Source organism: Kitasatospora sp. NBC_01287, from assembly GCF_026340565.1.
Lineage (GTDB): Bacteria > Actinomycetota > Actinomycetes > Streptomycetales > Streptomycetaceae > Kitasatospora.
Map to the genome: position 1 here is coordinate 4,302,324 of NZ_JAPEPB010000001.1, position 25,864 is coordinate 4,328,187.

The following is a 25,864-nucleotide window of genomic DNA, read 5'->3' on the forward strand; positions in this document are numbered from 1 at the left end:
AGTCCCGTGCCCCTGTCGGTCAACGAAGCAACCGTCCAGGCCCGGAGCTGGCTCGCTGCCACCTACCGCAGCCAGGTGGAACTGGCGGTTTCGCAGCCGGTCGCGCAGTCGCCCGAGGCGTACTTGTACAGCTGCCGGGTGCTGCCGCAGCCGGGGTTCCGGCCGACCCCGATGCTCAGCGCCTCGCTTGTGGTTCCGGTCAACGGCACCGGGCCGTTCCACCCGGCCACCGACCGGCCGTGGGCCGATCTTGCCTCGCTGGGCCAGGATTCGCGGCCACGGACCCTGGCCGGCCAGGCGCACCGCCTCAACGCCCGTGGCTGCGTAGTGGTCATGGACGGCATGATCGACGGGGTGCGGAGCAGCGTGCTGCCGTGGCAGCCCTATCACGAGGCACCGGGCTGGTGGAGTCGAATGCTGCGCCACCACTTCGGCCAGGCGGAAGTGGCCGTCTGCGGCAACTGGGACGAGCTCATCGGTGCCGTCCAGGCGAGTGGCCCGGACACCCGCGGCGTGGTGTGGGTTCGGCGCGAGATCGGCGGCGAGGAGGCCACCGGCCATCTGCTCTACGTCCATAACAATCAAGGCAACGCCGTGGTGCTCGACCCGCTCGCCGGTGGTCTGGCACGCCTGGAGCTGGAGCACGTCCGCCGACTGACCCTAGCGCGGTTCCGCCGGGACGTGCAGCCGGAGGCACAACCTCAGGAGCCCTGGCGCCGCCGGGCCCCAGACTTCCACGCGGCGAAGCACAAGGCGCAGGCATGGCTGGACCAGCAGTACGGCGGCCAGGTCCTCCTGGTGGATCCGCAGCCAGCCGACGAAGGGTCGCGCGGCTGGCTGTTCGCCTGCAACACCCAGGCCTTTCTGGCCGGAGGCCGCCGGGAGGACGCACTGCTGGACGCGGCACTGGTTGTCCCCAAGGACGCCCGCGCACCGTTCAGCCTGCCGAACTCCTCGCCCTGGACCTGGTACACGCAGTGGTCGAGCGGACGGGACGACCAGCCGCTGCCGCCCGCCCCGGCACCGCTGGACTGGCTCGACCGCACGATGAGTTCGCTAGGCGGACTGATCCGGGTCACCGACCACACCGATTGGCCCACCCTACTGGCCGAACTGGTCACCTTGCCGACAGGCGTACGTGCCCTGGTCTGGGTCCGCCGCCGGGACGGCCGGGGCCGCGAGTCGGTCGGCCTGCTGCTCAACGCCGCGTTGACCGAGCGCGGGCTGGTGCTGCTGGATCCGACCACCGGCGAACCCGCCACGCTGGAAGGCGAGGACGTCAGCTCGATGCATCTGCTCCGGTACCGCTGAGGCCCGCCGGGCGCTGGTGAGCCTTGCTGCTGACGCCCGCCACAGCTCCACTCCGGCTACCCGGCCGGTGCCATGAACCCGAAAAGTGAGCGACAGTCATGGAAGATCTCTGGAGTACATCATCACCGTGGATCCACCGATTCGCCGGAAAGAATCCGGATGAGGCGTATTGGACCCTGCCACCTCAGGGGACTTCTTTCGTCGCACGGCTCGACGGCGAAAAGATGACGGACCTGCAAGGCGTCTTCGAGGAGTTCTCCCGGGGCTTGCGCTTCCCTGCGTACTTCGGATGGAATTGGCCCGCGTTCTCGGAGTGCCTTCGCGATCTCGCTTGGATCGGCAGCGAGAACTACCTGCTTGTCATCTCGGGATCACAGTTTCTCCTCTCCGACGAGCCGGAGGAGATGAACACCTTCATGAAGATCTCGGAAGAAGCCGGACGCACCAGAAGCCGGATGATCAGGCAGCCTGCCACCTCCTTCAATATTGTTCTGACCTGAACATTCAGGCAGCGCGATGGGCTCGACGAAGAAATGTATTGGAGTCAGCAGTGGAAGCCGACGACTACTCCGAGGTCGCTTCGTGGAGCAGCGAGTTCGGCGGGGAGCCCGATTCATTCGACTTCGTCTCGGCCCGTTTCAGCCTCGGCGACTGGATCTCCATCGCGGCGATCTTCGGTCCGAAATTCATCGAGGTGGACGGGTGCATCCTCTGGGAGCGCGCTTTCGAACGGCAGAACTTCGAGGCCTGGCAGGCCGAACTGTCCGGTGACCGCGCTCGGATCGAAGCCGTACTGAACCAGTTGAGGCTCTGGCAGCTGATCGAGTACGGGGAATCACCGGAAGAGGCGGCCGCCGCGGCCGCCATTGCAAGGTCGATCGCACATTGCTGGCGCTTGCGCCTGGCCGAGCAGTTTCCCGAGGCCCGTTTCACGGTTGCCGTGCACGAGTCCGAAGACGGACCAATCGTCACATTCAATTCCGTGCAGCCCTGACGCCAACTCCCTGGGAGCCCTGAGCACTGTCGAGGAGGCTCACCCACCCCCCGCCACCGGCGCCGGCACCACCAGCACCGGGCAGGCCGCGTGGTGGACCGCCGCCGTGCTGACCGAGCCCAGCAGGAGCCGGCTGAAGCCGCCGTTGCCGCGGGCTCCCAGGACCAGGGTGTGCTGGCCGGGGGTGGCCGCGAGGAGGACCTCGACCACCTGGCCCAGGGCGACGTGCAGGGACAGCTCGCCGCCGAACGGCTGGGGGCGGGCCCGGTCGACCGTCGCGACGGCGCGGCGCAGGCCGTCGGCCATGCTGGCGGTGAGGCGTTCGACGCTCTCCTGGACCAGTTCGGCCATGCCCGGGGGGTAGCCGCCGCCCGGGGAGGGGTTGACCACGCCTAGGACGTAGAGGGGGAGGGCGTAGCGCTCGGCCTCGGACATCGCGCGGTGCAGGGCCCAGAGGGAGCCGTCGGAGCCGTCGCAGGCGGCCAGGATGCCGGGGGGCAGCGGTGGTCCCGGCGGGGTGGTGGAGACGGGGCTGGTGGAGACGGGGGTGGTCACCTGCGGGGCCTCCGGCTGATGGGGTGTCAGTCAGCCCATGATCCGTCGAAGGTCGGCCGAATCCCGGCAGGCGCAGGCACACGCACAAGCTCAGGCACAAGCTCAGGCGAACCGTGCCTCCGCCACCGCCCGCCGTTGCGGCAGCGGCAGGCCGGTCCAGCAGGAGCCGTGGCGGCGGGCTTCGAAGCGGCGCAGCCACAGCTCCACCGCGACCACGTCGGCCAGGCCGTCCAGGGCGCCCGGCGGCAGGTCGGCGTAGGGGTCGGCGGCGCGGCGCAGGGCGCGGCGGACGGCGGGCAGGTCGATCAGTCCGGCCTCGGCGAGCAGCGGCTCCTGGAACAGCTCGGCCAGCGCGTCGGCGGCCGCGCGCAGGCCGGCCCGGGCGGCCTCGGCCCGGTCGGGGCGCGGGGCGCGGCCCCAGTCGGCGGGCAGGTCGACCCGGCCGGCGCCGGCCAGCACGGCGCGCAGCAGGGCGTGCCGGGCGCCGGGTTGCAGGCGCAGGTCGGCGGGGAGCAGGCGGGCGGCGCGGATCACCCGGTTGTCGAAGAAGGGGGCGTGCACCCGCTGGCCGTGCTGCTCGGCGGCGTGCACCAAGGTCCGGTAGGCGCCGGCGTGGTGGTGCAGCGCCAGCCGGGCCCGGCGCACTCCGGGGTGCAGCTCGGGCGCGGGACCCCGGGCCGCGAGCCGCAGGCGCAGCGCGACCGAGGCGAGCGCGTCGTCGGAGAGGAAGCGGGCGGCCGGGCCCGGCACGCACCAGGCGAGGTCGGCCACCGAGTACGCCCCGGCGGTGTACCGCGTCCCGGGGCGGGTACCGCGGCGGACCGCGCCCCGTCGGGCCGTCAGCAGCACCGCGGCGTCGTCCAGCGCCTCGGCGTAGCCGCCGCGGGCCAGTCGGCGGGCCGCGCGCAGCACGGTGACCGGGGTGCGGACGGCGCCGGTCAGGGTGCCGGCGAGCGCGCGGTCCAGGCCGGCCAGCGCGGCGACCGGCGGGAGCAGTTCGCGCGGGCGGCCCTCGCGGAGCAGGTCGGCGAGCCGGGCGGGGTGGCCGTCGAGCACCTGGCGGGCGCCGTGTCCGGTCAGGTGGTCGACACCGCCGGCGCTCAGCCTGGCCGCGGTGCCGGGCGCGGTGATCAGGGCCCGGCCCGGCTCGTCGGTGAGCGGCCCGGCGGTCAGATCGGCATAGGGCAGGCCGGCCGGGGTGGCGGCGAGGACGGTGTGGCGCAGCCGGGAGCGGCCCACCTCACCCGGGGCCTCGGGGGTGGAGCGGGGAGACTCGCGGACGGTGACGGCGGTGAGGAGCTCCGGTTCGGGCGACCGGGGTGCCGGATCCTGCCGGGTCCAGGAGCCCTTGGTCGCGCCGGTGCGCGGAGCCCCGTCCGCGCGAGCGACGGCCTCGGCGGCCGGCCCGGGAGCAGGATCAACGGCCGACCCGACTCCCGCACCCGCACCCAGGCCCGCACCCGAACCCGGGCCGATCGGGACGGCCGCGGCGAGCAGTGCGAGCGCGGTGGAGGCGGTGCCGTAGGAGAGGTCGGCACCGATCCGCGGCCGCCGGGGCCCGAGGCCCGCGGCGGCGCCGGGCGCACTGCGCACCCGGGAGCGGACCGCCTCCAGCAGCGTGCGGGTCAACTCCCGTACGGCGGGCGCCTCGCCGCCGTGGCGGCTCCGGACGCCGCCGGGTGCGCCCTCGTCGTCGTACTCGGTCAGGTGCGGGCGCCCACCGCGGATCGCCAGGGTGTGGCCGGGCGGCACGCGGCGCACCCCGACGTACGGGGTGCCGGTGCCGAGCGCCTCGGGGGACTCGGGGCAGGCGAGGGCGGCGGCCAGGTGGCCGGTGTCGACCGGCGCGCCGATCAGGTCGGCCAGCGGCAGGGCGGCGGTGGCGTAGGCGGTGCCGCCGCACCAGGGGGTGTGGAAGACGGGCTGCAGGCCGGCCAGGTCGGTGAGCAGCAAGGTGCTTCGGGTGCCGATCCGCAGCACCACGGCGTAGCTGCCGGGCCAGCCGGTCAGCTGACGCACGGCGCCACCCCGGGCGGCCGCCAGCCCGGCGGCCAGCTCCTGGTCGGTGGCGCCGCAGTGGCCGAGCACCAGCAGGCGGGAGACGGACTCGGTGTCCTGGCTCAGGTCGGCCGGCCGCGGGCCGGTGCTGACGGCGGGGTGGCCGGTGCCGGGCAGTTGGACGGCCTGACGGATCTCCTCGGGGCGCCAGTCACCCACCGCCCAGAGCGGGTCGGGGCCGGTCCACAACGCGGTCGCGGCCAGCGGCCGGACGGCTGCCAGAGCGGCGAGCGCGTCCTGCGCGGTGGCGGTGGTCGGCCCTGCACCGGTCGGCCCCGCACCGGTCGGCCCGGCCGTCGCGGCCCTGAACGCGGCCGGAGGGCGGGCCGGGATCAGCAGCTTGGCCGCGCTTCCGCTCCAGCCCGCCAGCCACCGCATCGCGCCTCCACCGGGTGTGGACGTCCCTGCGCCCGCGTGCGCGACGGGCCTGGCGGGCCGGCCGCGGACGGGCAAGGGACATGCTGCCACCGCGGAGGCGTCCGGGGGGTGTGGCGGAGGTCGGGTGATTCTGGGGAGGTACGGGTGAATTCGGGCATCCGGGGCGCCGTTGGGTGCCGCGCGGGCCGGGCCTCCCCCTCCGTGGCCCGGGCCGCGCGGCGCGGGCGGCGGGGCCGGGGTGCACGCGGCGCCGGCCGCCCGGGTTCTGGTGCCCGGTCGACCGTGGGACGGAACGGCGTCCCACGGTCGACCGGGCGGCTTCTGGCGGGCTGTCGGTAGCTGACGGACTGTCGGTAGTCGACGGTTGGTGAACAGCTGCTGATGGCTCACCGGTTCAAGCCTGGCGGAGACTGAGCGCAACTGAGCGCAACCGATCAGACCCAACCGGACCCGCCCGGACCCGACCGGTTTCAGCCGCCCCCGCGCCCAGGCCGGACCCGGCACAACCGGCCCCGGCCCCGGCCCGCCCCCGCCCCGGGCGCCGCGCGTCCGATCCGCGGCGCCCGGCCGAGGCGGGCGGTCCCGGTGGCGGCCGATCGGTGCACCCGGCCCCGGGCGCACCGATGACCCGCAGCGCGCCGGTCGGCCGGGCCCCGTCGGCCGCCCTCGTCCCGCGCTGCTCACCCGACCGAACCGTCCCGGCGGGCCCACCTCGCTCGTGCTGCTCACCGCCCCCGTCCGGCCCGCCCCGGGCCGCTCCCCGTCGAGTGTCCGGTGACGGCATGGCCATGCCCATATGGCCAAAAAGTGGCGCAAGCCCGGGAGGGCATCCGCATGCCCTCCCGGACCTCGGCCACCACCCGCGGGGAACTGAGGCAGCGGCATCCCCCGGCCCGCCGGGTCCTCGACGGCGGGCCGACCCACAGCCCCTAGCGAACTGCCGAGCAGCGACCCCGGCCAGGGGGCACAGGTGGGCGCACGTCAACACGGGACCGGAGCACGCCCCTCCTCCTTGGCCCGCCCCGCCGCCGGCCCGCCCCGCGGGTGCCGCCGCGGCACCGCGCACCGGGGCGGCACACCACCCCCGGAGCACCCCGGCGCCCACGGTTCACCGCCCGATGCCCCTATGCGATCCCGCCATCCGGAATGCTTCCCCTTAACCCTGGGAACCCGGCCGACTACGCTAGGTACCACCGCACCGGGCCGGCCCGCCCGCAGCGCCGCACGACCGGCGACCACCGGTCGTCGAACGCCGAATGGCAGACACCGAACGGCAAACACCGAACAAGGGGGTGCCGTCGCATGAGCATCAGTCCGCGGGGACCGAACGAGCGCCTCGGCGTCCTGCTGACGCAGGCTCAGATCAGCAACGCGGGGCTGGCCCGCCGGGTCAACGACCTGGGCGCCCAGCGCGGGCTGACGCTGCGGTACGACAAGACCTCGGTGGCCCGTTGGGTGAGCAAGGGCATGGTGCCGCAGGGGCCGGTGCCACACCTGATCGCCACCGCGATCGGCGGCAAGCTGGGCCGCCCGGTGCCGCTGGAGGAGATCGGGCTCGGCGACACCGACCCGACCCCCGAACTGGGCCTGGCCTTCCCGCGCGAGGTGGCCGAGGCGGTGCGCTCCGCCACCGACCTGTGGCGGGTCGACCTGGAGTTGCGGCGCGGCCCCGGCGGCGGACGTTGGAGCGACGGGCTGGCCGGGACCTTCTCGGTCGCGGCCTACTCGACGCCGGTGGCCCGCTGGCTGATCAACCCGGTGGACAGCTCGGTGGCGCGCGGCGCGAGCGAGCCGCCCACCAGCGCGACCACCCGCGGCTCCGCGACCGGCTCCAGCGCCGCGACCGGCACCGGCGGCAGCGGCACCGGCACCGGCACCGGCACCGACCTCCCCACCGTGCCCACCCCCCGCTCCAGCGGCTACCGGGTCGGCCAGTCCGACGCCGCCAAGCTGCGCGAGGCCGCCCAGGAGGCGCGCCGCTGGGACTCCAAGTACGGCGGCGGCGACTGGCGTTCCTCCATGGTGCCGGAGTGCCTGCGGGTCGAGGCCGCCCCGCTGCTGCTCGCCTCCTACAGCGACGCGGTCGGCCGGGCGCTGTTCGGCGCGACCGCCGAGCTGACCAGGCTGGCCGGCTGGATGGCCTTCGACACCGGCCAGCACGAGGCCGCCCAGCGCTACTACATCCAGGCACTGCGGCTGGCCAGGGCCGCCGCCGACGTACCGCTCGGCGGCTACGTGCTGGCCTCGATGAGCCTGCAGGCCTGCTACCGCGGCTTCGCCGAGGAGGCCGTCGACCTCGCCCAGGCCGCGCTGGAGCGCAACCGGGGCCTGGCCACCTCCCGCACCATGAGCTTCTTCCACCTGGTCGAGGCCCGCGCCCAGGCCAGGGCCGGCAACGCGGCGGCCTCCTCCACCGCGCTCGCGGCGGCCGAGAGCGCGCTTGAGCGCTCGCGCCCCGGCGACCCCGATCCGGCCTGGATCGACTTCTACGCCTACGACCGGCTGGCCGCCGACGCCGCCGAGTGCTTCCGCGACCTCGGCGTCCCCGCCAAGGTCCGCCAGTTCACCCGCGAGGCACTGGCCCGCCCGACCGAGGGCTTCGTGCGCTCGCACGGCCTGCGCCTGGTGGTCTCCGCGATGGCCGAGGCGGAGGCGGGCAACCTGGACGCCGCGGTCGAGGCCGGCGAGCGCGCGGTCGAGGTGGCCGGGCGGATCTCCTCGCAGCGCAGCCGGGAGTACGTGCTGGAGATGCTGCGGCACCTGGAGCCCTTCCAAGCCGAGCGCCGGGTACGGGAGTTGACGGAGCGCGCCCGGGTGGTGCTGGCGGCACCCGCGTAGCGCGGCGGCGCTAATTGGGGTGCGGGCGCCCGCCCGCCCTCGTTAGGGTCGGTCCTGTCCAGGTGCGCAGGCAGGGGTTACTTCCACTCTTAATGGGCAGGTCCCGGGTTCGAGTCCCGGTCGCCGGATCCGTCCGGCGGTAGCTCAGTTGGCAGAGCAGCTTCGTCACCTCCGCCGCTTCGGTCCTCTGGACACCCACACAACTGAACGAGCAACACCGCACCTCCCGGTGCGTCGGAGCCCGGCCGCTTCCTGACAGAGCCCGCCGTGCCCCGGTCCAGAACTCGGGAGGCATCGCGCCGGAGCGCCCGGTGCGCAGGCGGGGGTTACTTCTGGTTTCGGCGGTTCCGGGTTCGAGTCCCGGGCGGCGGCACTGCGTGCCGCCGCTAGCTCAATCGGAGAGAGCACCGAACTGTCACCTCCACCGACGTCGGCCCGACCGGGCCGGCACTGATCTCGGGCGCTCCGCTTCGCCATGCCCCCGCGCCGCAGTCACCTCATCAACCTTTCCCGCTTTCCCGCAGGGGGACTCCGTCATGGCCCGCTTCAACCTCAAGCACCGGCAGGCCCCGCCGCCGCCCCGCTCCGCCGTGCGCACCACCGGCGAGCAGCGGGCGAACCACCAGGGCGGCACCGGGTTCGTGCGCGAGCCGAAGTCGGAGCTCTTCCTGCTCGCGGTCAGCAACCTGGTCAGCCAGGAGTCGTTCTACGAGTCCGGGGGCAGCCGGGACGACCGCTTCACCGCGCTGGTGCGCGAGTTGGCGGTCACCGACCCGCAGTGGACGCTCGGCCTGCTGCGCTGGCTGCGCGGCGAGGCGAACATGCGCACCGCCTCGCTGGTCGGCGCCGCCGAGTTCACCCGGGCCCGGCTCGACGCCAAGGCCGCGGGCTTCTCCCGGCAGGCCGTCGAGACGGTGCTGCGCCGCCCGGACGAGCCCGGCGAACTGCTCGCCTACTGGACCGCGCGCTACGGCCGCCGCCTGCCCCAGCCGCTCAAGCGCGGCGTCGCGGATGCCGTGCGCCGCCTCTACACCGGCCCCGCGCTGCTCAAGTACGACACCGCGGGCCGGGGCTACCGCTTCGCCGACGTGCTGGAGCTGACCCACCCGAGCCCGGACCCGCGGCGGCCCGGCCAGGGCGAGCTGTTCAAGTACGCGCTGGACCGCCGCCACCACCCGGCCGAGGCCCTCCCGCCGGCCGGCGACGCGCTGCTGTGCGCCAACCGCGAACTGCTCGCGCTGCCGGTCGAGCAGCGCCGGGCCCAGCTCACCGCGCCCGACGCCGCCGAGCGGCTGTCGGCGGCCGGGCTGACCTGGGAGGCACTGGCCGGCTGGCTGCAGGGACCGCTGGACGCCACCGCCTGGGAGGCGGTCATCCCCTCCATGGGGGCGATGGCGCTCACCCGCAACCTGCGCAACTTCGACCAGGCCGGGGTGAGCGACGCGGTCGCCGAGCGGGTCGCCGCCAAGCTGAGCGACCCGGGCGAGGTGCGCCGCTCCCGCCAGTTCCCGTTCCGCTACCTGGCCGCCTACCGGCACGCGCCCTCGCTGCGCTGGTCCTACCCACTGGAGCAGGCCCTGGCCCACTCGCTGCGCAACGTGCCGGCCCTGCCCGGGCGCACCCTGATCCTGGTGGACCGCTCCGGCTCGATGTTCGACCGGCCGAGCGAGCGCAGCGGGCTCAACCGGGCCGACTCGGCGGCGATCTTCGGCACCGCGCTGAAGGTGCGCGCCGGCGACGCCGACCTGGTCGAGTTCGGCACCGGCAGCAACGTGCTCGCGGTGCGCCGGGGAGAGTCGGTGCTGGCCGTGCTCAAGCGCTTCGGCGACCTGGGCGGCACCAACACCGCCGAGGCCGTCCGCAAGCACTACCGGGGCCACGACCGGGTGGTGATCGTGACCGACGAGCAGACCGCCGGCGGCCACCGGGGCAGCGACCCGCTGGCGGCCGTACCGGAGCAGGTGCCCGTCTACACCTGGAACCTGGCCGGCTACCGCACCGGCCACGGACCGTCCGGCGGCGCCAACCGGCACACCTTCGGCGGTCTCAGCGACGCCGCCTTCCGGTTGATCCCGCTGCTGGAGCGCGGCACCGCGGCCGGCTGGCCCTGGGAGACCGGCGCCTGACCGGGCACCCGGGCCGCCCGCCCCGCCCCGGCACCGCTCGGGGCCGCTCAAGGCCGCTCGGGGCCGCTCGGGGCCCGCTCCAGGCACCGGCCCGGGCACTGCTGACGCCTGGCGCCTCCCCGTGGCACCATCGGCCACGGGGGCGCGTCGGCGTGAGGAGAGCGGCGGATGGCGTACGACCACGAGGTGCTGGTGGTGGGCGGCGGCATCGTCGGGCTGGCCACCGCGCTCGCGCTGACCCGGGCCCGGCCCGGGCTGCAAGTCGGGGTGCTGGAGAAGGAGCGGGCGCCGGCCACCCACCAGACCGGGCACAACAGCGGCGTGATCCACAGCGGCGTGTACTACCGCCCGGGCTCGCTCAAGGCCCGGTACGCCACCGAGGGCGCGGCGGCGATGGTGCGCTTCTGCCGCGAGCAGCAACTCCCTCACGAGGTGCCCGGCAAGCTGATCGTCGCCACCGCCGCCGCGGAGCTGCCCCGGCTGGCCGCCCTGGCCGAACGCGGTCGGCTGAGCGGCATCCCGGTGACCCGGCTGACGGCGGCTCAGCTGCGCGAACACGAACCGGCGGTGGCCGGACTGGCCGGACTGCGGGTGGCCACCACCGGGATCTGCGACTACACCGCCGTGGCCGCCCGCTACGCCGCGCTCGCCGCCGAGCGCGGTGCCGAGCTGCGCTGCGGGGCCGAGGTCCGCGCCGTCGACCGGCGCCCGGACGGCGTCACCGTGCGCACCGCGGACGGCACCGAGCTGCGCTGCGCGGTCCTGGTCAACTGCGCGGGCCTGCACAGCGACCGCCTGGCCCGGCTGGCCGGCGACGACCCGGGCCTGCGGATCATCCCGTTCCGCGGCGAGTACTACGAACTGGCCGCGGACCGGCGGGACCTGGTGCGCGGCCTGGTGTACCCGGTGCCCGACCCGGCCTTCCCGTTCCTCGGGGTGCACCTGACCCGGGGCATCGGCGGCGACGTCCACGTGGGCCCGAACGCCGTCCTCGCGACGGCCCGCGAGGGCTACCACCGGCGCACCGTGCGCCCGGCCGAGCTGGCCGCCGTCCTGGCCTTCTCCGGCACCCGGCGGCTGGCCCGCCGGCACTGGCGCTACGGCCTGGGCGAGCTGCACCGCTCGCTCTCCAAGCGGGCCTTCACCGCGGCGGTGCAGCGGCTGCTGCCGGCCGTCACCGCCGCCGACCTGGTGCCCGCCCCGGCCGGCGTCCGGGCCCAGGCGGTGGCCCGCGACGGCACGCTGCTGGACGACTTCGCCTTCGCCGGCTTCGACCCGGACCGCCCCGGCGCGAGCCGCCGCCTGGTGCACGTGCTCAACGCCCCCTCCCCCGCCGCCACCGCCTCGCTGCCGATCGGCCGCGAGGTGGCCCGGCGGGCGCTGGCCGCGCTGGCGGCCGAGGCCTGACGAGTGGAGCCGCCCCGTAAACTCGACGGCATTGTGACTTCGACTGCCACCTCCCCCCAGCTCCCCGCCCAGTCGGCTCCGGCCCAGTCGCCCTCCGCGCGCCTGTCGGCCGCGCCCGCGGGCTACCCGGCCCCGATGTATCCGCACCGGGCCACCGAGGAACAGCACCGCGAGCACCGGATCCGCAGCTTCCAGCCGCGCCGGGGCCGGATGACCCCGGCGCAGGCAGGCGCGCTGGACCGGCACTGGGAGCAGTGGGGCCTGGCGATCGACGGCACGCCGCTGGACCTGCCCGCGCTCTTCGGCGGCCTGCCGGTGACCCTGGAGATCGGCTTCGGAATGGGCGAGACGACGGCCGCGATGGCCGCCGCCGACCCGTCGACGGGCATCCTCGCCGCCGACGTGCACACCCCGGGACACGGCAACCTGCTGGGCCTGCTGGAGCAGAGCGGGGCGCGCAACGTGCGGCTGGCGGCCGGCGACGCGGTGATCCTGCTGCGCGACATGCTGGGCGACGCGAGCCTGGCGGGCCTGCGGGTCTACTTCGCCGACCCGTGGCCCAAGCCCAAGCACCACAAGCGGCGCCTGGTCCAGCCGCACTTCCTCGACCTGGTGCTGCCGCGGCTGGCCCCGGGCGCCCTGGTGCACTGCGCCACCGACTGGGAGCCGTACGCCGAGCAGATGCTCGACGTCCTCGGCGCCCGCCCGGAGCTGGTCAACCTGCACCCGCAGGGCGACGGCAGCGCCTGGACGCAGGAGGAGCGCCGGGCGGACGGCACCGTCCCCGGCTACGCGCCGCGCCCCGAGTGGCGCCCGGTGACCAAGTTCGAGCGGGCCGGCCTGGCCAAGGGCCACGTGGTGCACGATCTGCTGTTCCGCAAGATCTGATCCTCCGTTAGGTCTACGCTCTTCGGGTGAGCAGCCCGTCACGTCCGCGCTCGGCCGGCCCCACCGCCACCGGGCTGGTGCTGGCCGCCAGCGCGGTGCTGCTGGTCCATCTGGTCCAGGCCCAGACCGGTACCACCGGGCTGCTGGTGGGCCTGGGCCTGGCCGTGCTCCCGCTGCCCTTCGTGCTGGCCGCGCTGACCTGGCTGAACCAGAGCGCCCGGGTGCCGGCCCGCCGGCTGGCGCTCTGCCTGGTCTGGGGCTCCTGCGCCGCCGCCACGATCGCGATGCTGGCCAACGGCTGGGCCAGCGACACCCTGACCGCGCTGCAGGGCAGCAGCCGCGGCGAGACGCTGGGCGCCGAGTTCGCCAGCCCGCTGATCGAGGAGAGCGCCAAGGGCGCCGTGCTGCTGCTCACCATGGCACCACCGCTGCGCCGGTGGGCCAGGGCGGCGCGCCTGGCGCCGACCCCGCCGGCCAGGGCCCGGCTGCGGCACCGCGCGGTCGCCACCGGCCTGGTCCTGAGCGGCTTCAGCGCCTGCGGGTTCGCCTTCGCCGAGAACGTCCTCTACCTGGGCCGGGCCTTCACCGATGACCAGCGCCAGCGGCTGGACGCGATCGGGCTGGGGCTGAGCCCGAGCCTGCGCGACTACGACGACACGGTGCGCACCTTCGTGCTGCGCGCGCTGCTGTCACCCTTCGCGCACCCGCTCTTCACCGCGCTGACCGGCCTGGGCCTGGCGGTCGCGCTCACCTCCCGGCGGCGCTGGCCGGCCCGGCTCGCGGCCCCGCTGGGCCTGCTGGCGGCGGTGGCGCTGCACGGCGCCTGGAACGCGGCGGCGGGCCTGGGCACCCATGGCTTCCTGCTGGTCTACGCGGCCCTGATGGTCCCCTGCTTCGCCGCGCTGACCGGTCTGGCCCTCTGGGCCGGGGCCCGCCCGGGGCCCGGTGTCCGATAACCGATTTCCCTTTCCGGTCAGCACCCCGTACTGTTGGGTTCACCGACGCGGGGTGGAGCAGCTCGGTAGCTCGCTGGGCTCATAACCCAGAGGTCGCAGGTTCAAATCCTGTCCCCGCTACTCAGTAGCACAGAAGGCCCGGCAGAGACTCTCTGCCGGGCCTTCTGCTGTGCTTTCCGCATTCCGCCGGGCCCTCTCGGGGGCTTCATGAGACCCCGATGAGAAGTGCGGATCATCCGATGGTGTAGCTTCTGCCCGGTTTCGGCCGCCGTCCGCGGCCACTCGTCCGAAAGAAGGACCGTGCGCATCCACCGCCACCTGGGCATCACGCTGACCTGTGCCGCCCTCGCCCTGACCGCCACCGCGTGCGGCAGCTCCTCGAAGCACGCCGACACCGCCGCCGGGGCGGTCGGCTCGGCCGGACCGGTCTCCACCCCCGCGGCGCCCAGCACCGCTCCCAGCTCGGCCGCTCCCACCACGGCCGCCCCGTCGACGCCCGCCGCGGCGCCCACGCCGGCCGGCCCGGACCTGAGCAAGATGACCGGCAACCAGATCGAGAAGCAGGCCTCCGACGCACTGGGCAAGGCCACCTCGCTGAAGCTCGACGCGGTGGGCACCGACAGCGGCGACAGCATCGAGATGCACCTGTCCCTGGACACCACGGGCGACTGCTCCGGCAGCATCGCGATGGGCTCCAAGGGCAGCTTCCAGATCCTGAGCACCCCGCAGCAGACCTGGATCCAGCCCGACGCCAAGTTCTGGACCACCATGGGCGGCGCGCACGGCGCCGAGGCGGCCGAGCTCTTCAAGGGCCGCTGGATGACCGGTTCGAAGGACGACCCGGACCTCAAGAGCCTGGCCGAGTCCTGCAACCTGACCCAGTTCACCGGCGACATGAACCAGGACGGCGACCAGGCCACCAAGACCGGGGCCGACACCGTCAACGGCCAGCCCACGGTGACGCTCCACATCAAGTCGACCGACGGCACCAGCGGCGACATGTGGGTCGCCGCCCAGGGCACGCCGTACCCGCTCAAGGCGAACACCACGAACGGCAAGCTGGCCTTCAGCAACTTCGACCAGCCCGTCGTGGTGCAGGCCCCGTCGGCCGACCAGGTGATCGACATCTCCAAGCTCAAGGCGCTGCAGTCCGCCTGATCCGGCGGCCCGAGGATGCCGGTCCGCCAGGACCGGGCGGCTAAATCCGTTGCCTCCCGCCGGGGTTCCTGCCTATCGTGGCGGCACACTGAAAGGAGGTGATCCTGAGTTGAGTTACGCCAGGATGTGTGAGGTGGCTGCTCGCTAGAGCGCCGCTGCCTGCAAGCCCCAGCGGCGCAGGCGAATTTCCAGCAGTCACCCGGCCCGTGGGCTCGCCGGAACATCCCCGGCGCCACGGCGGTTCATCCGCCGTGGAGAGCGCCCACGGGCCGTCTGCGTCTCTCCGCCCGATCCTGCCGGGCGGGCCTGCTCAGACCAGAACAGGCCAGAACAGGTCAGGTCAGGTCAGGTCGGACCGGACGAGGTCAGACCAGTCGCTGCAGGTAGCCGTTGGTGACCAGCCAGCCGACGTTGATCTGCGCGGGCGCACCGGGGATCAGGGTGGCGTCCAGCTGGTACTGCCAGCCGAGGCCGGGCTGGTTGAACCACGGGGCGATCGGTCCGCCGTGCACGGTGAACGACTTGAGCACCTTGTAGTCGTGGTAGTTGCAGCCGGCCGCCGGGGTGCTGTCCAGGCTCTGCGGCGGGATGGCGCGCATCGGGTACGGGGTGCCCTCGGGCGCCAGGAACGAGCCGTACTCGCTGCCGTAGCGGTCGATGTCCTGGCCCGCCGGCAGCGGCTGGTCGAACTCGATCGGCTGGCTGTTGAAGCCGAGCAGGTAGCCGTTCTGCGGCGGGTACTTCCAGCTGCCGGCGGCGGAGTCGTAGTACTTCGCGAGGAAGTCGGGGACGCTCGCGCCGCCGGTGCGCCGGTAACCGAGCAGTTGCCGCCCGACCGGACCGGTGCTGGGCAGCTGCTCGGGCCCGAGCCGGAAGTCGCCCTGGTGGAAGGCGGCCGAGCACTGGTCACTGGGAGTGGTGTCGGCCTGCGCGGCCGGAGCGGCGGTGAAGAGCGCGGCACCGGCGGCCAGGGCGACCAGCAGGCGGCTCGACTTGCGTACAGTGATCATCACTCACGCAGGGTAGCGCGCAGGTCAAGGATCTCCGCAGCATTCAGGCCATGCGCCGTCAGGTAGGCCTCGGCACTGCCGTGCTGCTCGCGGACCCGGGCCAGCACGTCGGTGATCAGGTACGCCTCGACCGGGTGGGAGAGTCGGACCACCCCGCTCGGGTCCACGTACTCCCCCGGGCCGTCGAGCAGGCCCAGGCCCTCGTTGGAGAGCAGGTAGTCGGCGACGATCTCCTCCTCGGGCACGCCCAGCAGGTCGAGCAGCAGCGCGAGCACGATGCCGGTGCGGTCCCGGCCGACCGCGCAGTGCACCAGCGCGGGCAGCGCCCCGGGCTCCAGCAGTCGGCGCAGCACGGCGACCACGACGGGCCCGGCGGTGTCGACCAGCAGCGGGTAGAGCTCCTGTGCCGGCAGCCCGTGCAGGTTGCCGGCCCCCTGGGGCAGCAGCGGCAAGTTGGCCAGAACGACGTCCAGGCCCTCGGTGCGGTCGGGGCGCTGCGCGAGTTCGATCGCGTCGCGCAGGTCGATCACCGTGCGCAGGTCGAGCTTGGCCAGTTCGCGCGTGCCTTCGGAGGTCAACTCGGCCAGCCAGCCGGAGCGGTAGAGCAGTCCGGGGCGCACTGCCCCCAGCCCGCCGAGGTCGCGCAGGTTGCGCAGACCGGATATCGCCAGCAGCCGGGAGCCGTTCAGGGATTCGTCCATGGCACCGGACGGTAGCGGTGATGCCGGGTCAGCGCGAGCAGGTATCGACGCCGCCCGTCGCCCGGGGCCCGCACGGTGCGCAGCTCGCTGCTGATGCCCTGGGCGCCGAGGGCGCCGCGCAGCTCGGCGAGGTGCGGGCAGCGGCGGCTCTCGGCGTCGTGCAGCGGGTGCACCCGGACCTCGCCGCCCGGGGCGGTGACCCTCACCAGCTCGCGCAGCGCGGCCAGTTGGTCGTCCGGGGTGAAGCGCTCGGGGTAGGCGAAGAGCAGGTAGGAGCTGAGGGTGAGGGCGAAGGTGGCGTCGGCGAAGGGCAGCGCGGGCAGCGCGGCGGCCACGTAGTCGCCGGGGTGGGCGGCGCGGTCGGCGGCGAAGAGCGCCCTGGCCCGGTCCCAGCTGCGCAGGTACCTGTCGTAGGGGTGGTACCGGGGCGCCAGGTGGCGCTGCGGGGCGGTCCGCATCGCGTGGGCCATGGTCCGCCGGGCGGCTTCGGCGCGGGCCAGCAGGGCCGGCTGCGGGTCGGCGTAGGCGGGGTCGGCGGCCACCACCCGGCAGCCCAGCGCCCGGGCCTCGGCGACCAGGGCGGCGGCACCGCCCGGGCAGTCGAGCACCGGTCCCGGCAGTGCCCGCAGCTCGGCGCGACGCAGGCCGAAGAAGCCGCAGTACTCGTCCAGCGGCCGGGAGGTGATCAGCATGCCCCCACCCGAACACGGCCGCGCCCACCGCGCATCCGGCGGTGAGCGAGCGGCGTACGGGGAGGGCGGGCGGCCCGTGGGGAGGTCAGCCGGCCAGCAGGGCGGCGGCGGCGCGGCGGGAGACGACGGTCAGCGCGTGGGTCAGCCGGGCCGCCAGGAAGAGCATCAGGACGCCGGCCACCGAGACGCCCGCCAGCTGCCAGAAGTGGGTCAGGTAGTAGGCGTGGCGGACGCCGCCGCTGGTGTAGTCGAAGATCTTGTAGCCCGGCCAGCCGACGTAGTGCGGGAAGACCCAGTTGTAGGCGGGCAGTGCCGCCATCGCGGCGCCGGACGCCCAGAAGGTGACCGTCAGGCAGAAGCTGAGGATGTGCCAGGGGAACATCAGCACCTGGTACGCCGCCGCCCGCCAGCCCGCCTGGTCGGTCAGCTGCGCGGCCAGCCGCCCCCAACCGCCGGGCCGGGCCGGGCGCACCGGGGCGGGGGCGGCCTGCCGGGCACCGAGCAGCCGGGCCACCCGGCCGCGCTCGACGGCCCCGAGCCCGCGGGCACCGGCCAGCATCAGCGCGAGCACCGGCAGACCCAGCGCGGTCACCAGGGTGCCGGTGCCGAGGGCGAAGAGCACGACGGTCCAGGTGAAGCCGGCGGCCGCCAGGAAGGGGGAGGTGAGCACGTAGCCGGCCTCCCGGTAGGTCTCCCGGGCGAACGGGGCGCGCCAGAAGCGGGTCGCCCCGTCCGACAGCGCGCGGTCGGTGGCGGAGTCGATGGCGGGGGCGGTGGCGGGCTCCGGGCCGGTGTCGGCTGCCAGGTCGGCCAGCAGGTCAGCGGTGAGGTAGCGGGCCGGGATCGTCGTCGTCGTCATGTGGACCAGCCTGCCGTGGCGCGGCCGCCGGGGGTATGCGGCTGCCCGCCCGACCCGGTGGGGGGTTATCCCCCCGTCGGCCACTCGTCCGCCAGCAGCGAGTACTGCAGCGCGTCGTGCCAGGCGCCGCGCAGGTGGAGGTCGTGCCGCAGCCGGCCCTCCAGCTGGAAGCCGAGCTTGCGCAGCACCCGGGCGGAGGCCAGGTTCTGCGGGTCCAGCCGGGCGGCCAGCCGGTGCAGGTCCAGCGTGCCGAAGCCGAAGTCGCAGAGCAGCCGGGCGATCTCGGTGGCGTAGCCGCGGCCCCAGGCGTCCCGGCGCAGCGCGTAGCCGATGAAGGCCGCACGCTGACTCTCCACGCCCTCCACGCCGAGCACCGCGTTGCCCAGCGGCACCGCGTCCTCGCCCTCCTCGGTCAGCGTGACGGCCAGCCGGTAGACGGTGCGCGGGTGGTTCTCCGCCTCCTCCAGGTAGAGGGCCACCTGGTCGGCGCAGTCCTCCCGGTCCCGCGGCTCGAAGGGCAGGAAGCGGGCGGTCTCGGGATCGCCGAAGATCGCGTGCAGGGCGTCGATGTCGCGCGGCACGTGGTGGAACTCGCGGATGGTCAGCCGCGGTCCGGTGAGCAGGACGGGGTGCATGGCAGGTACGGTAGTGCGCCCGCGAGCGGTTACCGTACCTGCCATGGACCAGGAAGACCTGCGGCTCGCACCCCGACCGCACACCGCTGAGCTGCTGCGATGGGCCCAGGAGCAGGGCCTCGAACCGGTCCCCGCGGCAGCGGTGGACGCGGTGCTGACACTGCTCGAACTGGGTGACGCCCAGCTGCGCGAGGGCTTCCCCGTGCTGACCTCGGACCTGCTCCAGGAGCTGCTGTACGAGCGGATCCACCTCTACGTCCAGCCGCCCGCCGAGCAGTCCCCGTTGGCCTACGGCGCGGCGGTACGGCTGCTGATCGACCATCAGCGGGCCGCCAAGCGGCTCAACGCCAAGCGGCAGCAGCGCCTGCGCGAGGAGGCCGACTGGCAGGGCGAGCTGCTGGCCGGGCTGCTGCGCCAGCCGCACCTGCTCACCTGGCCCCGGCTCTACACCCTGCTGCTGCGCGAGGCGGGAGTGGCCGCCGCCGGGCCGGACGCCGTGCGGGCCTGGCTGGACGGCTTCCGGGCGCTGCCCGAGCAGGACCGGATCGAGGCGTTCGCACAGCTGGCCGACCTCGACCAGCCCGAGGGCGCGGCCGGCTGGACCGAGGGCGTGCTGCTGTCGATCGGGATGGCCACCGACGGCGCCCGGCTGCTGGTCGAGAACCGCCTGATGCAGCGCAGCTACCGCAACCTGGCCGGGCGCACCGCGCTGGGCCTGCCGATGCCACCCGAACTGGCCGGCGACTTCCCGGCCTTCGAGGCGGCGGTGCAGGCCGAGGCGTTGCGGCTGCTCGGCGAGTGGACCGTTCCCGGCCTGCCCGCGCTGCTGCTGACCGAGTACCAGGACCTGGCCCCGGAGCCGGGGGCCGCCGAGGTGGACGGCTACATCGTCAAGCGCGGGCTGGTGGACCTGCCGGACCTCGGTGACTGGCCGGGGGCGGCGGACACCACCGAGCAGCCGGACACCGCGCCGTGGCCGGACACCACGGAGCCGCCCGACGCCACGGGGTGACGCCGGGCGGCAGCCGGACGCTACGGGGTGACGCCGTGGGCGTGCAGCCAGCCGGCCGCCTCGACCGGGGCGCCGCCACCGGGGCGGACCTCCAGGCGCAGGCGCGGTCCGGCGGGGCCCGCGCCGGGCGGGGCGGCCATGGTGCCGGTGGCGCCGACCGTACCGAGCACCGCGCCCTGCGCGAGCGGGCCCGCCGGGACGGCGATCGTGGCGAGGTGGCAGTACCAGAGCTCGGTGCCGTCCGGCAGGGTCTGGATCACCCGGTAGCCGTAGGCGCCGGACCAGCCCGCCGAGCTGACCTGCCCGCCGGCCACCGCGGTGACCGGGGTGCCGGCTGGGGCGGCGAAGTCGAGACCGGTGTGCAGCTGCGCCCAGTGCCCGCCGGCCTGGCCGAGCGCGCTCAACGTGTACTTGGTCAGCGGCAGTTGGACGTCAGCCGGCTGGGGCACCGCCAGGGCCGGAGCCTCGGCGGACGGCTCGGCCCGGGGTGCGGCGGCCTCGGCGTCGGCGGCGGCGGGCGCCTGCCGGACCTGGACGGCCTGCTGCGCGGCCCGCTTGGCGGCCGCCTCGTTGGCCGCCTCCAGGCGCGCGGCCTCCTCCGTGGCGGTGCGGCTGTCCGCCTGCTGCTGGATCCGCGCGGCCAGGGCCAGGCCGGGGTCGGCGGCACCGTCCGTGGCGGCCGGCGTCCCGTCCGGGGCGGCGATCGGAGCGGCGGGCGCCGGGTTCGGGGTGGCAGCGGCGGCCGCGCCGGCGGTCAGCCCGGTGGCGCCGAGCGCGGCGGCCATCGCGGTGACACCGAGGGCTGGAGCACCGACCCGCGCCTGGCGGGGCACCCGGTGCCGGGCGGCCTCCGCCGTCATGCCGGGGTGGTCGAGCAGTCCGGTACCGCTCGCCTCGAGGCGGCTCTCCGGGGGGTGCGTCAACGCCACGGGGGCGCGCTCCTTTCCTTCCCTCGCGCCTACCGGGTTAGCTGACGGGTTCGGAGCAGGAAGGTCTCCTACGGTCCGACCTGGGCGCTTACAGCCTGGGTCGAGCCGATTCACCCCAAGGAACGTGGTTCCCCGGCTCCCGGCCCGGCCCGTGGGCCGAGTCCTGGATTAGGCGACGGCGCACGGTGCCGTTTCGGGTACGGCGTTGCCGACCGCGCTGCGTTATCAAACGTTAATCCCAGGAGGCCGTGATTCCAAGCCCGCTCCGATCGGATTGTCACACTCATTGAGCGTCATGCTCCCGTCATAACAGGAGCCTCGGACCCACTCGCCGAGCGCCGATCTGAGTAGCCGTACTCATGTGCCGAACACGGGAGTTGGCAATCCTTCGGGTATGACTTCCTCGGTACAGCCGCGGACCACGTCCGCCTATTACCTCCAGGCGATCCTCTCCTTCGCGCTCTCCCTCGGCGGGCTCTCGGTCGGAATCGCCTGTCTCCCGGTGAGCTCCTGGATGCGCGCCTTCCTCGCCCTCGGCCTGCTCTACGCGACCACCTCCGCCTTCACGCTGGCCAAAGTGGTCCGCGACCGTCAGGAGGCCGGCGAGATCGTCACCCGGGTCGACCAGGCCCGACTGGAGAAGCTGCTCGCCGAGCACGACCCGTTCCGGGCCGACGGCCTCTGAGGGCGCGGGCGGGCGAGGAGACGCAGGGGCGCGGGCAGGCGGGGCGCGGACAGGTGGGGCGAGGGCAGGCGGACGCGGGCGCGGGCAGAACTTGACGGCTAAGGCTATTAGCCATAGCTTTGTGGGTGTCGGCAAGGGGCCGGCGCCCACCGCACGCCGGACCAGGAGGTCCACCCCATGAACGCCACCACCACCCCGCAGACCCAGTACCTGCAGCTCCCCGGCGGCACCATCGCCTTCGACGACACCGCGGGCCCGGGCACCCCGGTCGTGCTGCTGCCCGGGATGCTCGACTCCCGCGCCGCCTACCGGCACCTGCGGCCGCTGCTCACCGCCGCGGGGCACCGGGTGATCACCATGGACCTCCGGGGCTTCGGCGAGTCCTCCATCACCTGGGACGACTACTCCCCCGCCGCGGTCGCCACCGACGTGGTCGCGCTGCTGGCCCACCTGGACCTCACGCGGGCCACCCTGGTCGGCCAGTCCTACACCGGCGCCACCGCGGTGCGGGCCGCCACGCTGGCGCCGGAGCGGGTGGCCGGGGTCGTCCTGCTGGACGCCTTCGTCGAGCAGCCGGCCCCCGGCCTGCTGACCCGCGCCATGGTCCACCTGCTCGGCTCCGTGGTGATCGCCTTCCCGAAGGCCTGGGGCTACTACCTGAACAAGATGGCCATGCCGACCACCAAGCCCGCCGACCACGAGCGGTACGTGGCCGGCCTGGTGGCCGCGCTGCGCACCCCGGGCCGGCGCCGGGCCACCCGCGGCCAGGTCCGCGGCGACGCCGGCCCGACCGGTTGGGCCGAGGAGCTGCGCTGCCCGGTGCTGGTGGTGATGGGCAGCAAGGACCCCGACTTCCCGAACCCGGAAATGGTCGCGGACCGTCAAGCCAGTGTGATGAACGCCCGTAAGGTGATGATCGACGGTGCCGGGCACTACCCGATGGCGGACTACCCGCAGGCCACCGCCGACGCCCTGCTCCCCTTCTTCGCCGAGGTGGCCTGATGCCCCGCGCCGGACTCACCCCCGACCTGGTGGTCGACCACGCGCTCGCACTGATCGACGCCGAGGGCCCCGAGGCCCTGACCCTGGCGGGCGTGGCCCTGCGAGCCAAGGTGGCCGCCCCCTCGCTCTACAAGCACGTGCCCGGCGGCCTGGGCGGACTGCGCCGGCTGGTCGGCATCCGGGTCACCGCCGACCTGGGGGCCCGGCTGGAGCAGGCCATCACCGGACTGACCGGGGATGCCGCGATCGCCGCCCTGCTGCGGGCCTACCACGGCTACGCGATCGACCACCCGAACCGCTACGCCGCCCTCCCGCAGAGCCCGTCCGTCACCGACGAGCAGCTGATCGGCGTCTCCAGCGCGATGATCGGCACCATCTTCCGGGTCCTGCAGGGCTACGGGATCGCCGACGCCGAGGCGGTGCACGCGGCCCGCGCCGTGCGGGCGCTGGCACACGGCTTCGCGTCGCTGGTGATCGGCGGGGCCTTCCAGCTCAGCGAGGACCTGCGGGTGACCCAGGACCGGCTGATCGCCATCATGACCAGCGGACTGCGGGACTGGCCCGGGCGGCTCTGAACCGGGCAGCCCCGAACCGAGCAACCCCGAACCGAGCGGCCCCGAACCGAGCGGCCGCCGTCGCCGCAACCGGTGGGCCGATCAGATAGGACTAAGAAAAGGGGACTAAGGTCCCATCCGGTACGGAATCGGGTGGCGATCGAGACCCATTCGTCGCCGAACCAGGGTGAGACTGACCCCGTCCGGGTAGCAACAGCGGACGGCGGCTCCGGCCGCACCCGAGCACTCCGGAGCGTTCCGAGGAGCGCACCCGTGAAGAGAACCGGCGAAGGACGAGGCCCATGACGCAGCCGACCACCGCGCAGCAGCACGCGGCCTTCCAGGCCGCCCCCGCCGCGATCCCCGCCCAGCGCACCACCGTCGCGACCGGCACCGGCCCGCGGCCGGGCGTCGAGGCCGGGCAGCCCACCGGCTGGACCGCCGTTCGTCGCGGCTTCGCGGTGATCCGCGGCCTGCGCTCGCTGGCCACGGTGCCGGCCCGGCCGCAGCCCGGGTACGGGGAGTCGGACGGGCAGTGACGCCCGCGGCCCACCGGGTCATCCCCGCGATGTAGGCGCTGCCCCCGCCGGATGATGCGCGCTCCCCGCCGACCTGCGAAGGTGCTCCCCGTGGGAAGTTCGGGGGAGGACATCTGGGCGGCGGTCGCGACGGCGGTCGCAGTGGCGGCGCTGCCGGCGGCCGCACTGCTCGCTCTCGCGCTGCTGCGGGCCGGGCGACGGCACCGGGCGGCCATCGAGGAGCGCGGCTGGCTGCTGGAGCGGGAGCGGGAGAGCGCGGCGCGCACCGCCGTGGACGCCGAACGGGCCAGGATCGCCCGCGAGTTGCACGACATCGTCAGCCACAACGTGAGCGTCATGGTGATCCAGGCCGGCGCGGCCCGCGAGGTGCTGGCCACCCTGCCGGGAGAAGCCGCGACCGCGCTGCTGGCCGTCGAGGGCGCCGGACGGGACGCGATGACCGAACTGCGGCACCTGCTGGGCCTGCTCGCCCCCGACGCCAACGGTGAGCAGCCCGGGGACGGCGGCGAACGGGCCGACCTGGCGCCGCAGCCGGGGCTGGGCCGGCTGGGTGCGCTGGTCGACCGGATCGCCTTCGCCGGGCTGCCGGTGGAGGTGCGGATCTCCGGCGAGCCCCGGGAGCTGCCCGCGGGCATCGACGTGACGGCCTACCGGATCGTGCAGGAGGCGCTGACCAACGCGCTGCGGCACGGGGACGGCCGGCAGGCCGAGGTGACGATCCGCTATGCCGACCGCTCGCTGCGGGTGGAGGTGCTGAACGGCGGGCCGAGTGCGCGGGCCGGCGACCCGGGCGGCAGCGCCGGCCCGCGCCGCGAGCGGGGCGGTGACGGCGCGGGCGCAGGCGCCGGGCGCGGACTGCTGGGACTGCGCGAGCGGGTGGCCGTCTACGGCGGCGACCTGGACGCGCGGCGGCGGCTGGGCGGGGGGTACCGGGTCAGGGCCCGGATCCCGCTGGACCGGCCGGGGGACCAGGCATGAGCGCGGGGACGAGTGCGGCGGCGAACACGGCGGCGAAGGCGCAGGCGAACACGGGGGCGAACACGGGGGCGAGCGTGGCGGCGGAGGGGGCGGCGAACACGGGGGAGCCCGGACCGCGGGTGCTGATCGCCGACGACCAGGCGCTGGTCCGCACCGGGTTCCGGCTGATCCTGGCCGCCCGCGGGATCGAGGTGGTCGGCGAGGCCGGCGACGGCGCCGAGGCGGTGGACCTGGCCCGCCGGCTGCGGCCGGACGTGGTGCTGATGGACATCCGGATGCCCGTGCTGGACGGCCTGGAGGCGGCCCGCCAGGTGCTGGCCCGGGACCCGGCCTGCAAGGTGATCATGCTGACCACCTTCGACCTGGACCACTACGTGTACGCCGCGCTGGCGCTCGGGGCCAGCGGCTTCCTGCTCAAGGACGTCACCTCGGACCACCTGGTCGCCGCCGTCCGCCTGGTCGGCACCGGCGACGCGCTGCTGGCCCCCTCGATCACCCGCCGCCTGGTGGAGCGCTTCGCCGCCACCAGCGGCCCGCCCGCCGACGGCACACCCGCCGGCGGCCCGCGAGGGATCGGCGCACCCGCCGGGCCGCCGGCCGCCCCCGCCGTGCACCGCGACCTCACCGCGCTGACACCCCGCGAGCTGGAGGTCCTCGCCCTGCTCGGCCGCGGCCGCTCCAATGCCGAGCTCGCCCGCGAACTCACCCTGAGCGAGGCCACCGTGAAGACCCACGTGGCCCGGATCTTCGCCAAACTGGCGCTGCGCGACCGCGCCCAGGCCGTGGTGCTCGCCTACGAGACCGGCCTGGTCACCCCCGGGGACGCGGACGAGTAACGGGGACTGCCCACCCGGCCGGACAGCTCCTAGCTCAGCGCCTCCGGCTCCGGCTCCTGGCGCTCCTCGGTGAGGTGCCAGTGCAGGTCGCGCACACCGGGTTCCAGGGAGAGCCGGGTGATCAGCTGCTCCAGGGCCCGGGCCGGGTCGCCGGTGACGGCGACGGTGGCGCGCAGCTTGGTGGTGTGCTCGTCCTCCCGGCGGGCCCGCAGGCCGGTGGGGGTGAGCCCGGCGGCGCCCAGGCCCTGCAGCAGCAGCGCGCGCACCTGGGTCTCGGCCTTGCGGTCGCAGAGCAGGTGGACGGTGGCGCGCACGCCCTCGATGTCCGGGTCGTCCTGCGGGACCCGGTCGATCAGCCGCCCGGCCGGTCGCAGCACCAGGTGGATCGCCAGCACGGCGAGGGTGCCGAGCACCGCGAAGAGCAGGTTCCCGGCGGCCGCCAGCACCCCGACGGCCGCCGAACACCACAGGGTGGCCGCCGTGTTGAGCCCGCGCACGCTGGCGCCGTCGCGCAGGATCACCCCACCGCCGAGGAAGCCGATGCCCGACACGACGTAGGAGGCGACCCGGGTGGTCGAGCCCGGGTCGAGCACGGACGCGCTGTACAGCACGAAGAGCGTGGCCCCGGCCGCCACCAGCGCGTTGGTGCGCAGGCCCGCCATCCGGGCCCGCCACTGGCGCTCGACGCCGATCAGCGCGCCGCAGCCGACCCCGACCGCGAGCCGGGTGACAAAGTCCAGTGTGCTCAGCGTGGCCACGACCG

At 74.6% G+C, this 25,864-nt stretch carries 25 protein-coding genes, 2 tRNA genes and 1 riboswitch; of the genes, 18 read left to right on the forward strand and 9 right to left on the reverse strand.

The genetic code is table 11. From position 1 onward, the window contains the following. The first annotated feature begins 6 nt into the window (after positions 1 to 6). The 3 genes from OG455_RS18255 (at position 7) to OG455_RS18265 (ending at position 2,305) form a co-directional block, all read left to right on the forward strand. Positions 7 to 1,311 (forward strand): YrhB domain-containing protein, encoded by a 1,305-nt coding sequence (locus OG455_RS18255; RefSeq protein ID WP_266295027.1) that lies wholly within the window; start codon positions 7 to 9, stop codon positions 1,309 to 1,311. A gap of 98 nt (positions 1,312 to 1,409) precedes the next feature. After that, positions 1,410 to 1,811: a barstar family protein gene (locus tag OG455_RS18260; protein WP_266295029.1), complete on the forward strand. Its 402-nt coding sequence runs from the start codon at positions 1,410 to 1,412 to the stop codon at positions 1,809 to 1,811. Between the two features lie 50 nt (positions 1,812 to 1,861). After that, a complete protein-coding gene (locus OG455_RS18265; protein ID WP_266295031.1) occupies positions 1,862 to 2,305 on the forward strand; it encodes a hypothetical protein in 444 nt (147 codons plus the stop codon). A 39-nt stretch (positions 2,306 to 2,344) separates the two neighbouring features. Here OG455_RS18265 and OG455_RS18270 read toward each other — a convergent pair whose 3' ends face one another. Together OG455_RS18270 and OG455_RS18275 are read right to left on the reverse strand one after the other, a co-directional pair. Beyond that, positions 2,345 to 2,860, reverse strand: coding sequence for a universal stress protein (locus OG455_RS18270; protein ID WP_266295033.1), 516 nt, complete (start codon positions 2,858 to 2,860; stop codon positions 2,345 to 2,347). A gap of 102 nt (positions 2,861 to 2,962) precedes the next feature. Continuing rightward, positions 2,963 to 5,296, reverse strand: coding sequence for an asparagine synthase-related protein (locus OG455_RS18275; protein ID WP_266295035.1), 2,334 nt, complete (start codon positions 5,294 to 5,296; stop codon positions 2,963 to 2,965). Positions 5,297 to 6,598: 1,302 nt separating this feature from the next. On the opposite strand from OG455_RS18275, the gene OG455_RS18280 reads away from it, so the two are divergent. The 8 genes from OG455_RS18280 (at position 6,599) to OG455_RS18315 (ending at position 14,669) form a co-directional block, all read left to right on the forward strand. Then, positions 6,599 to 8,134 (forward strand): MFS transporter, encoded by a 1,536-nt coding sequence (locus OG455_RS18280; protein WP_266295037.1) that lies wholly within the window; start codon positions 6,599 to 6,601, stop codon positions 8,132 to 8,134. 45 nt (positions 8,135 to 8,179) lie between these two features. Continuing rightward, positions 8,180 to 8,260: transfer RNA gene (locus OG455_RS18285), tRNA-OTHER, on the forward strand. A gap of 410 nt (positions 8,261 to 8,670) precedes the next feature. Beyond that, positions 8,671 to 10,260 carry a TROVE domain-containing protein gene (locus OG455_RS18290; protein ID WP_266295039.1) on the forward strand — a complete coding sequence of 530 codons (1,590 nt, stop codon included), beginning with the start codon at positions 8,671 to 8,673 and terminating at the stop codon, positions 10,258 to 10,260. Between the two features lie 168 nt (positions 10,261 to 10,428). Beyond that, entirely contained in the window at positions 10,429 to 11,667 is a 1,239-nt protein-coding gene (gene lhgO, locus OG455_RS18295) for an L-2-hydroxyglutarate oxidase (protein WP_266295041.1), read from the forward strand. Positions 11,668 to 11,700: 33 nt separating this feature from the next. Next, a complete protein-coding gene (trmB, locus tag OG455_RS18300) occupies positions 11,701 to 12,555 on the forward strand; it encodes a tRNA (guanosine(46)-N7)-methyltransferase TrmB (protein ID WP_266295043.1) in 855 nt (284 codons plus the stop codon). A gap of 26 nt (positions 12,556 to 12,581) precedes the next feature. Further along, positions 12,582 to 13,511 carry a PrsW family intramembrane metalloprotease gene (locus OG455_RS18305; protein ID WP_266295045.1) on the forward strand — a complete coding sequence of 310 codons (930 nt, stop codon included), beginning with the start codon at positions 12,582 to 12,584 and terminating at the stop codon, positions 13,509 to 13,511. Positions 13,512 to 13,557: 46 nt separating this feature from the next. Further along, positions 13,558 to 13,631 (forward strand) — tRNA-Met (locus OG455_RS18310). 180 nt (positions 13,632 to 13,811) lie between these two features. Beyond that, a complete protein-coding gene (locus OG455_RS18315) occupies positions 13,812 to 14,669 on the forward strand; it encodes a hypothetical protein (protein WP_266295047.1) in 858 nt (285 codons plus the stop codon). Positions 14,670 to 15,034: 365 nt separating this feature from the next. Here OG455_RS18315 and OG455_RS18320 read toward each other — a convergent pair whose 3' ends face one another. From OG455_RS18320 to OG455_RS18340, 5 genes are all read right to left on the reverse strand, one after another. Beyond that, positions 15,035 to 15,679, reverse strand: a complete 645-nt coding sequence (locus OG455_RS18320; RefSeq protein ID WP_266300859.1) for a TNT domain-containing protein — start codon at positions 15,677 to 15,679, stop codon at positions 15,035 to 15,037. Further along, on the reverse strand, positions 15,679 to 16,380 hold the full coding sequence (locus OG455_RS18325) for a tyrosine-protein phosphatase (protein WP_266295049.1): 702 nt from the start codon (positions 16,378 to 16,380) through the stop codon (positions 15,679 to 15,681). Before OG455_RS18325 ends, OG455_RS18320 begins: the two co-directional genes overlap by 1 nt. Then, positions 16,365 to 17,072: a methyltransferase domain-containing protein gene (locus OG455_RS18330; RefSeq protein ID WP_266295051.1), complete on the reverse strand. Its 708-nt coding sequence runs from the start codon at positions 17,070 to 17,072 to the stop codon at positions 16,365 to 16,367. The genes OG455_RS18325 and OG455_RS18330 overlap by 16 nt, the downstream gene beginning before the upstream one ends. An 85-nt stretch (positions 17,073 to 17,157) precedes the next feature. Further along, positions 17,158 to 17,931: a sensor domain-containing protein gene (locus tag OG455_RS18335; protein ID WP_266295053.1), complete on the reverse strand. Its 774-nt coding sequence runs from the start codon at positions 17,929 to 17,931 to the stop codon at positions 17,158 to 17,160. 65 nt (positions 17,932 to 17,996) lie between these two features. Continuing rightward, positions 17,997 to 18,566 (reverse strand): GNAT family N-acetyltransferase, encoded by a 570-nt coding sequence (locus OG455_RS18340; protein WP_266295055.1) that lies wholly within the window; start codon positions 18,564 to 18,566, stop codon positions 17,997 to 17,999. 43 nt (positions 18,567 to 18,609) lie between these two features. On the opposite strand from OG455_RS18340, the gene OG455_RS18345 reads away from it, so the two are divergent. Continuing rightward, complete coding sequence (locus OG455_RS18345; protein WP_266295057.1) at positions 18,610 to 19,578, forward strand: hypothetical protein; 969 nt, start codon at positions 18,610 to 18,612, stop codon at positions 19,576 to 19,578. Between the two features lie 20 nt (positions 19,579 to 19,598). On the opposite strand, the gene OG455_RS18350 is transcribed toward OG455_RS18345, so the two are convergent. Further along, positions 19,599 to 20,507, reverse strand: a complete 909-nt coding sequence (locus OG455_RS18350) for a M23 family metallopeptidase (protein WP_266295059.1) — start codon at positions 20,505 to 20,507, stop codon at positions 19,599 to 19,601. Positions 20,508 to 20,519: 12 nt separating this feature from the next. After that, positions 20,520 to 20,692: riboswitch (cyclic di-AMP (ydaO/yuaA leader) on the reverse strand. Between the two features lie 209 nt (positions 20,693 to 20,901). Between OG455_RS18350 and OG455_RS18355 the strand changes: the two genes are divergently transcribed. The 6 genes from OG455_RS18355 to OG455_RS18380 all read left to right on the forward strand — a co-directional run bounded on the left by OG455_RS18355 (position 20,902) and on the right by OG455_RS18380 (position 25,101). Further along, entirely contained in the window at positions 20,902 to 21,192 is a 291-nt protein-coding gene (locus OG455_RS18355; RefSeq protein WP_266295061.1) for a YiaA/YiaB family inner membrane protein, read from the forward strand. Between the two features lie 177 nt (positions 21,193 to 21,369). Continuing rightward, the gene (locus tag OG455_RS18360; protein WP_266295063.1) at positions 21,370 to 22,194 is read left to right on the forward strand and encodes an alpha/beta fold hydrolase; all 825 of its coding nucleotides are present in this window, start codon (positions 21,370 to 21,372) and stop codon (positions 22,192 to 22,194) included. Then, complete coding sequence (locus OG455_RS18365) at positions 22,194 to 22,769, forward strand: TetR-like C-terminal domain-containing protein (protein ID WP_266295065.1); 576 nt, start codon at positions 22,194 to 22,196, stop codon at positions 22,767 to 22,769. The genes OG455_RS18360 and OG455_RS18365 overlap by 1 nt, the downstream gene beginning before the upstream one ends. 281 nt (positions 22,770 to 23,050) lie before the next feature. Further along, positions 23,051 to 23,287 carry a hypothetical protein gene (locus OG455_RS18370; RefSeq protein ID WP_266295067.1) on the forward strand — a complete coding sequence of 79 codons (237 nt, stop codon included), beginning with the start codon at positions 23,051 to 23,053 and terminating at the stop codon, positions 23,285 to 23,287. A 90-nt stretch (positions 23,288 to 23,377) separates the two neighbouring features. Beyond that, a complete protein-coding gene (locus OG455_RS18375) occupies positions 23,378 to 24,265 on the forward strand; it encodes a sensor histidine kinase (protein ID WP_266295069.1) in 888 nt (295 codons plus the stop codon). Next, positions 24,262 to 25,101: a response regulator transcription factor gene (locus OG455_RS18380; protein WP_266295071.1), complete on the forward strand. Its 840-nt coding sequence runs from the start codon at positions 24,262 to 24,264 to the stop codon at positions 25,099 to 25,101. Before OG455_RS18375 ends, OG455_RS18380 begins: the two co-directional genes overlap by 4 nt. A 29-nt stretch (positions 25,102 to 25,130) precedes the next feature. Here the strand turns inward: OG455_RS18380 and OG455_RS18385 are convergent, their stop codons facing one another. Next, complete coding sequence (locus OG455_RS18385; RefSeq protein ID WP_266295073.1) at positions 25,131 to 25,859, reverse strand: MgtC/SapB family protein; 729 nt, start codon at positions 25,857 to 25,859, stop codon at positions 25,131 to 25,133. Between the last annotated feature and the right edge of the window lie 5 nt (positions 25,860 to 25,864).

What these genes read in the sequence shown, in the direction of transcription:
- OG455_RS18260 (WP_266295029.1), top strand. Translation starts at nt 1,410, where the DNA reads ATGGAAGATCTCTGGAGTACATCATCACCGTGGATCCACCGATTCGCC.
- OG455_RS18275 (WP_266295035.1), bottom strand. Translation starts at nt 5,296, where the DNA reads ATGCGGTGGCTGGCGGGCTGGAGCGGAAGCGCGGCCAAGCTGCTGATC.
- OG455_RS18280 (WP_266295037.1), top strand. Translation starts at nt 6,599, where the DNA reads ATGAGCATCAGTCCGCGGGGACCGAACGAGCGCCTCGGCGTCCTGCTG.
- OG455_RS18290 (WP_266295039.1), top strand. Translation starts at nt 8,671, where the DNA reads ATGGCCCGCTTCAACCTCAAGCACCGGCAGGCCCCGCCGCCGCCCCGC.
- lhgO (WP_266295041.1), top strand. Translation starts at nt 10,429, where the DNA reads ATGGCGTACGACCACGAGGTGCTGGTGGTGGGCGGCGGCATCGTCGGG.
- OG455_RS18320 (WP_266300859.1), bottom strand. Translation starts at nt 15,679, where the DNA reads ATGATCACTGTACGCAAGTCGAGCCGCCTGCTGGTCGCCCTGGCCGCC.
- OG455_RS18325 (WP_266295049.1), bottom strand. Translation starts at nt 16,380, where the DNA reads ATGGACGAATCCCTGAACGGCTCCCGGCTGCTGGCGATATCCGGTCTG.
- OG455_RS18330 (WP_266295051.1), bottom strand. Translation starts at nt 17,072, where the DNA reads ATGCTGATCACCTCCCGGCCGCTGGACGAGTACTGCGGCTTCTTCGGC.
- OG455_RS18335 (WP_266295053.1), bottom strand. Translation starts at nt 17,931, where the DNA reads ATGACGACGACGACGATCCCGGCCCGCTACCTCACCGCTGACCTGCTG.
- OG455_RS18340 (WP_266295055.1), bottom strand. Translation starts at nt 18,566, where the DNA reads ATGCACCCCGTCCTGCTCACCGGACCGCGGCTGACCATCCGCGAGTTC.
- OG455_RS18345 (WP_266295057.1), top strand. Translation starts at nt 18,610, where the DNA reads ATGGACCAGGAAGACCTGCGGCTCGCACCCCGACCGCACACCGCTGAG.
- OG455_RS18355 (WP_266295061.1), top strand. Translation starts at nt 20,902, where the DNA reads ATGACTTCCTCGGTACAGCCGCGGACCACGTCCGCCTATTACCTCCAG.
- OG455_RS18360 (WP_266295063.1), top strand. Translation starts at nt 21,370, where the DNA reads ATGAACGCCACCACCACCCCGCAGACCCAGTACCTGCAGCTCCCCGGC.
- OG455_RS18365 (WP_266295065.1), top strand. Translation starts at nt 22,194, where the DNA reads ATGCCCCGCGCCGGACTCACCCCCGACCTGGTGGTCGACCACGCGCTC.
- OG455_RS18370 (WP_266295067.1), top strand. Translation starts at nt 23,051, where the DNA reads ATGACGCAGCCGACCACCGCGCAGCAGCACGCGGCCTTCCAGGCCGCC.
- OG455_RS18380 (WP_266295071.1), top strand. Translation starts at nt 24,262, where the DNA reads ATGAGCGCGGGGACGAGTGCGGCGGCGAACACGGCGGCGAAGGCGCAG.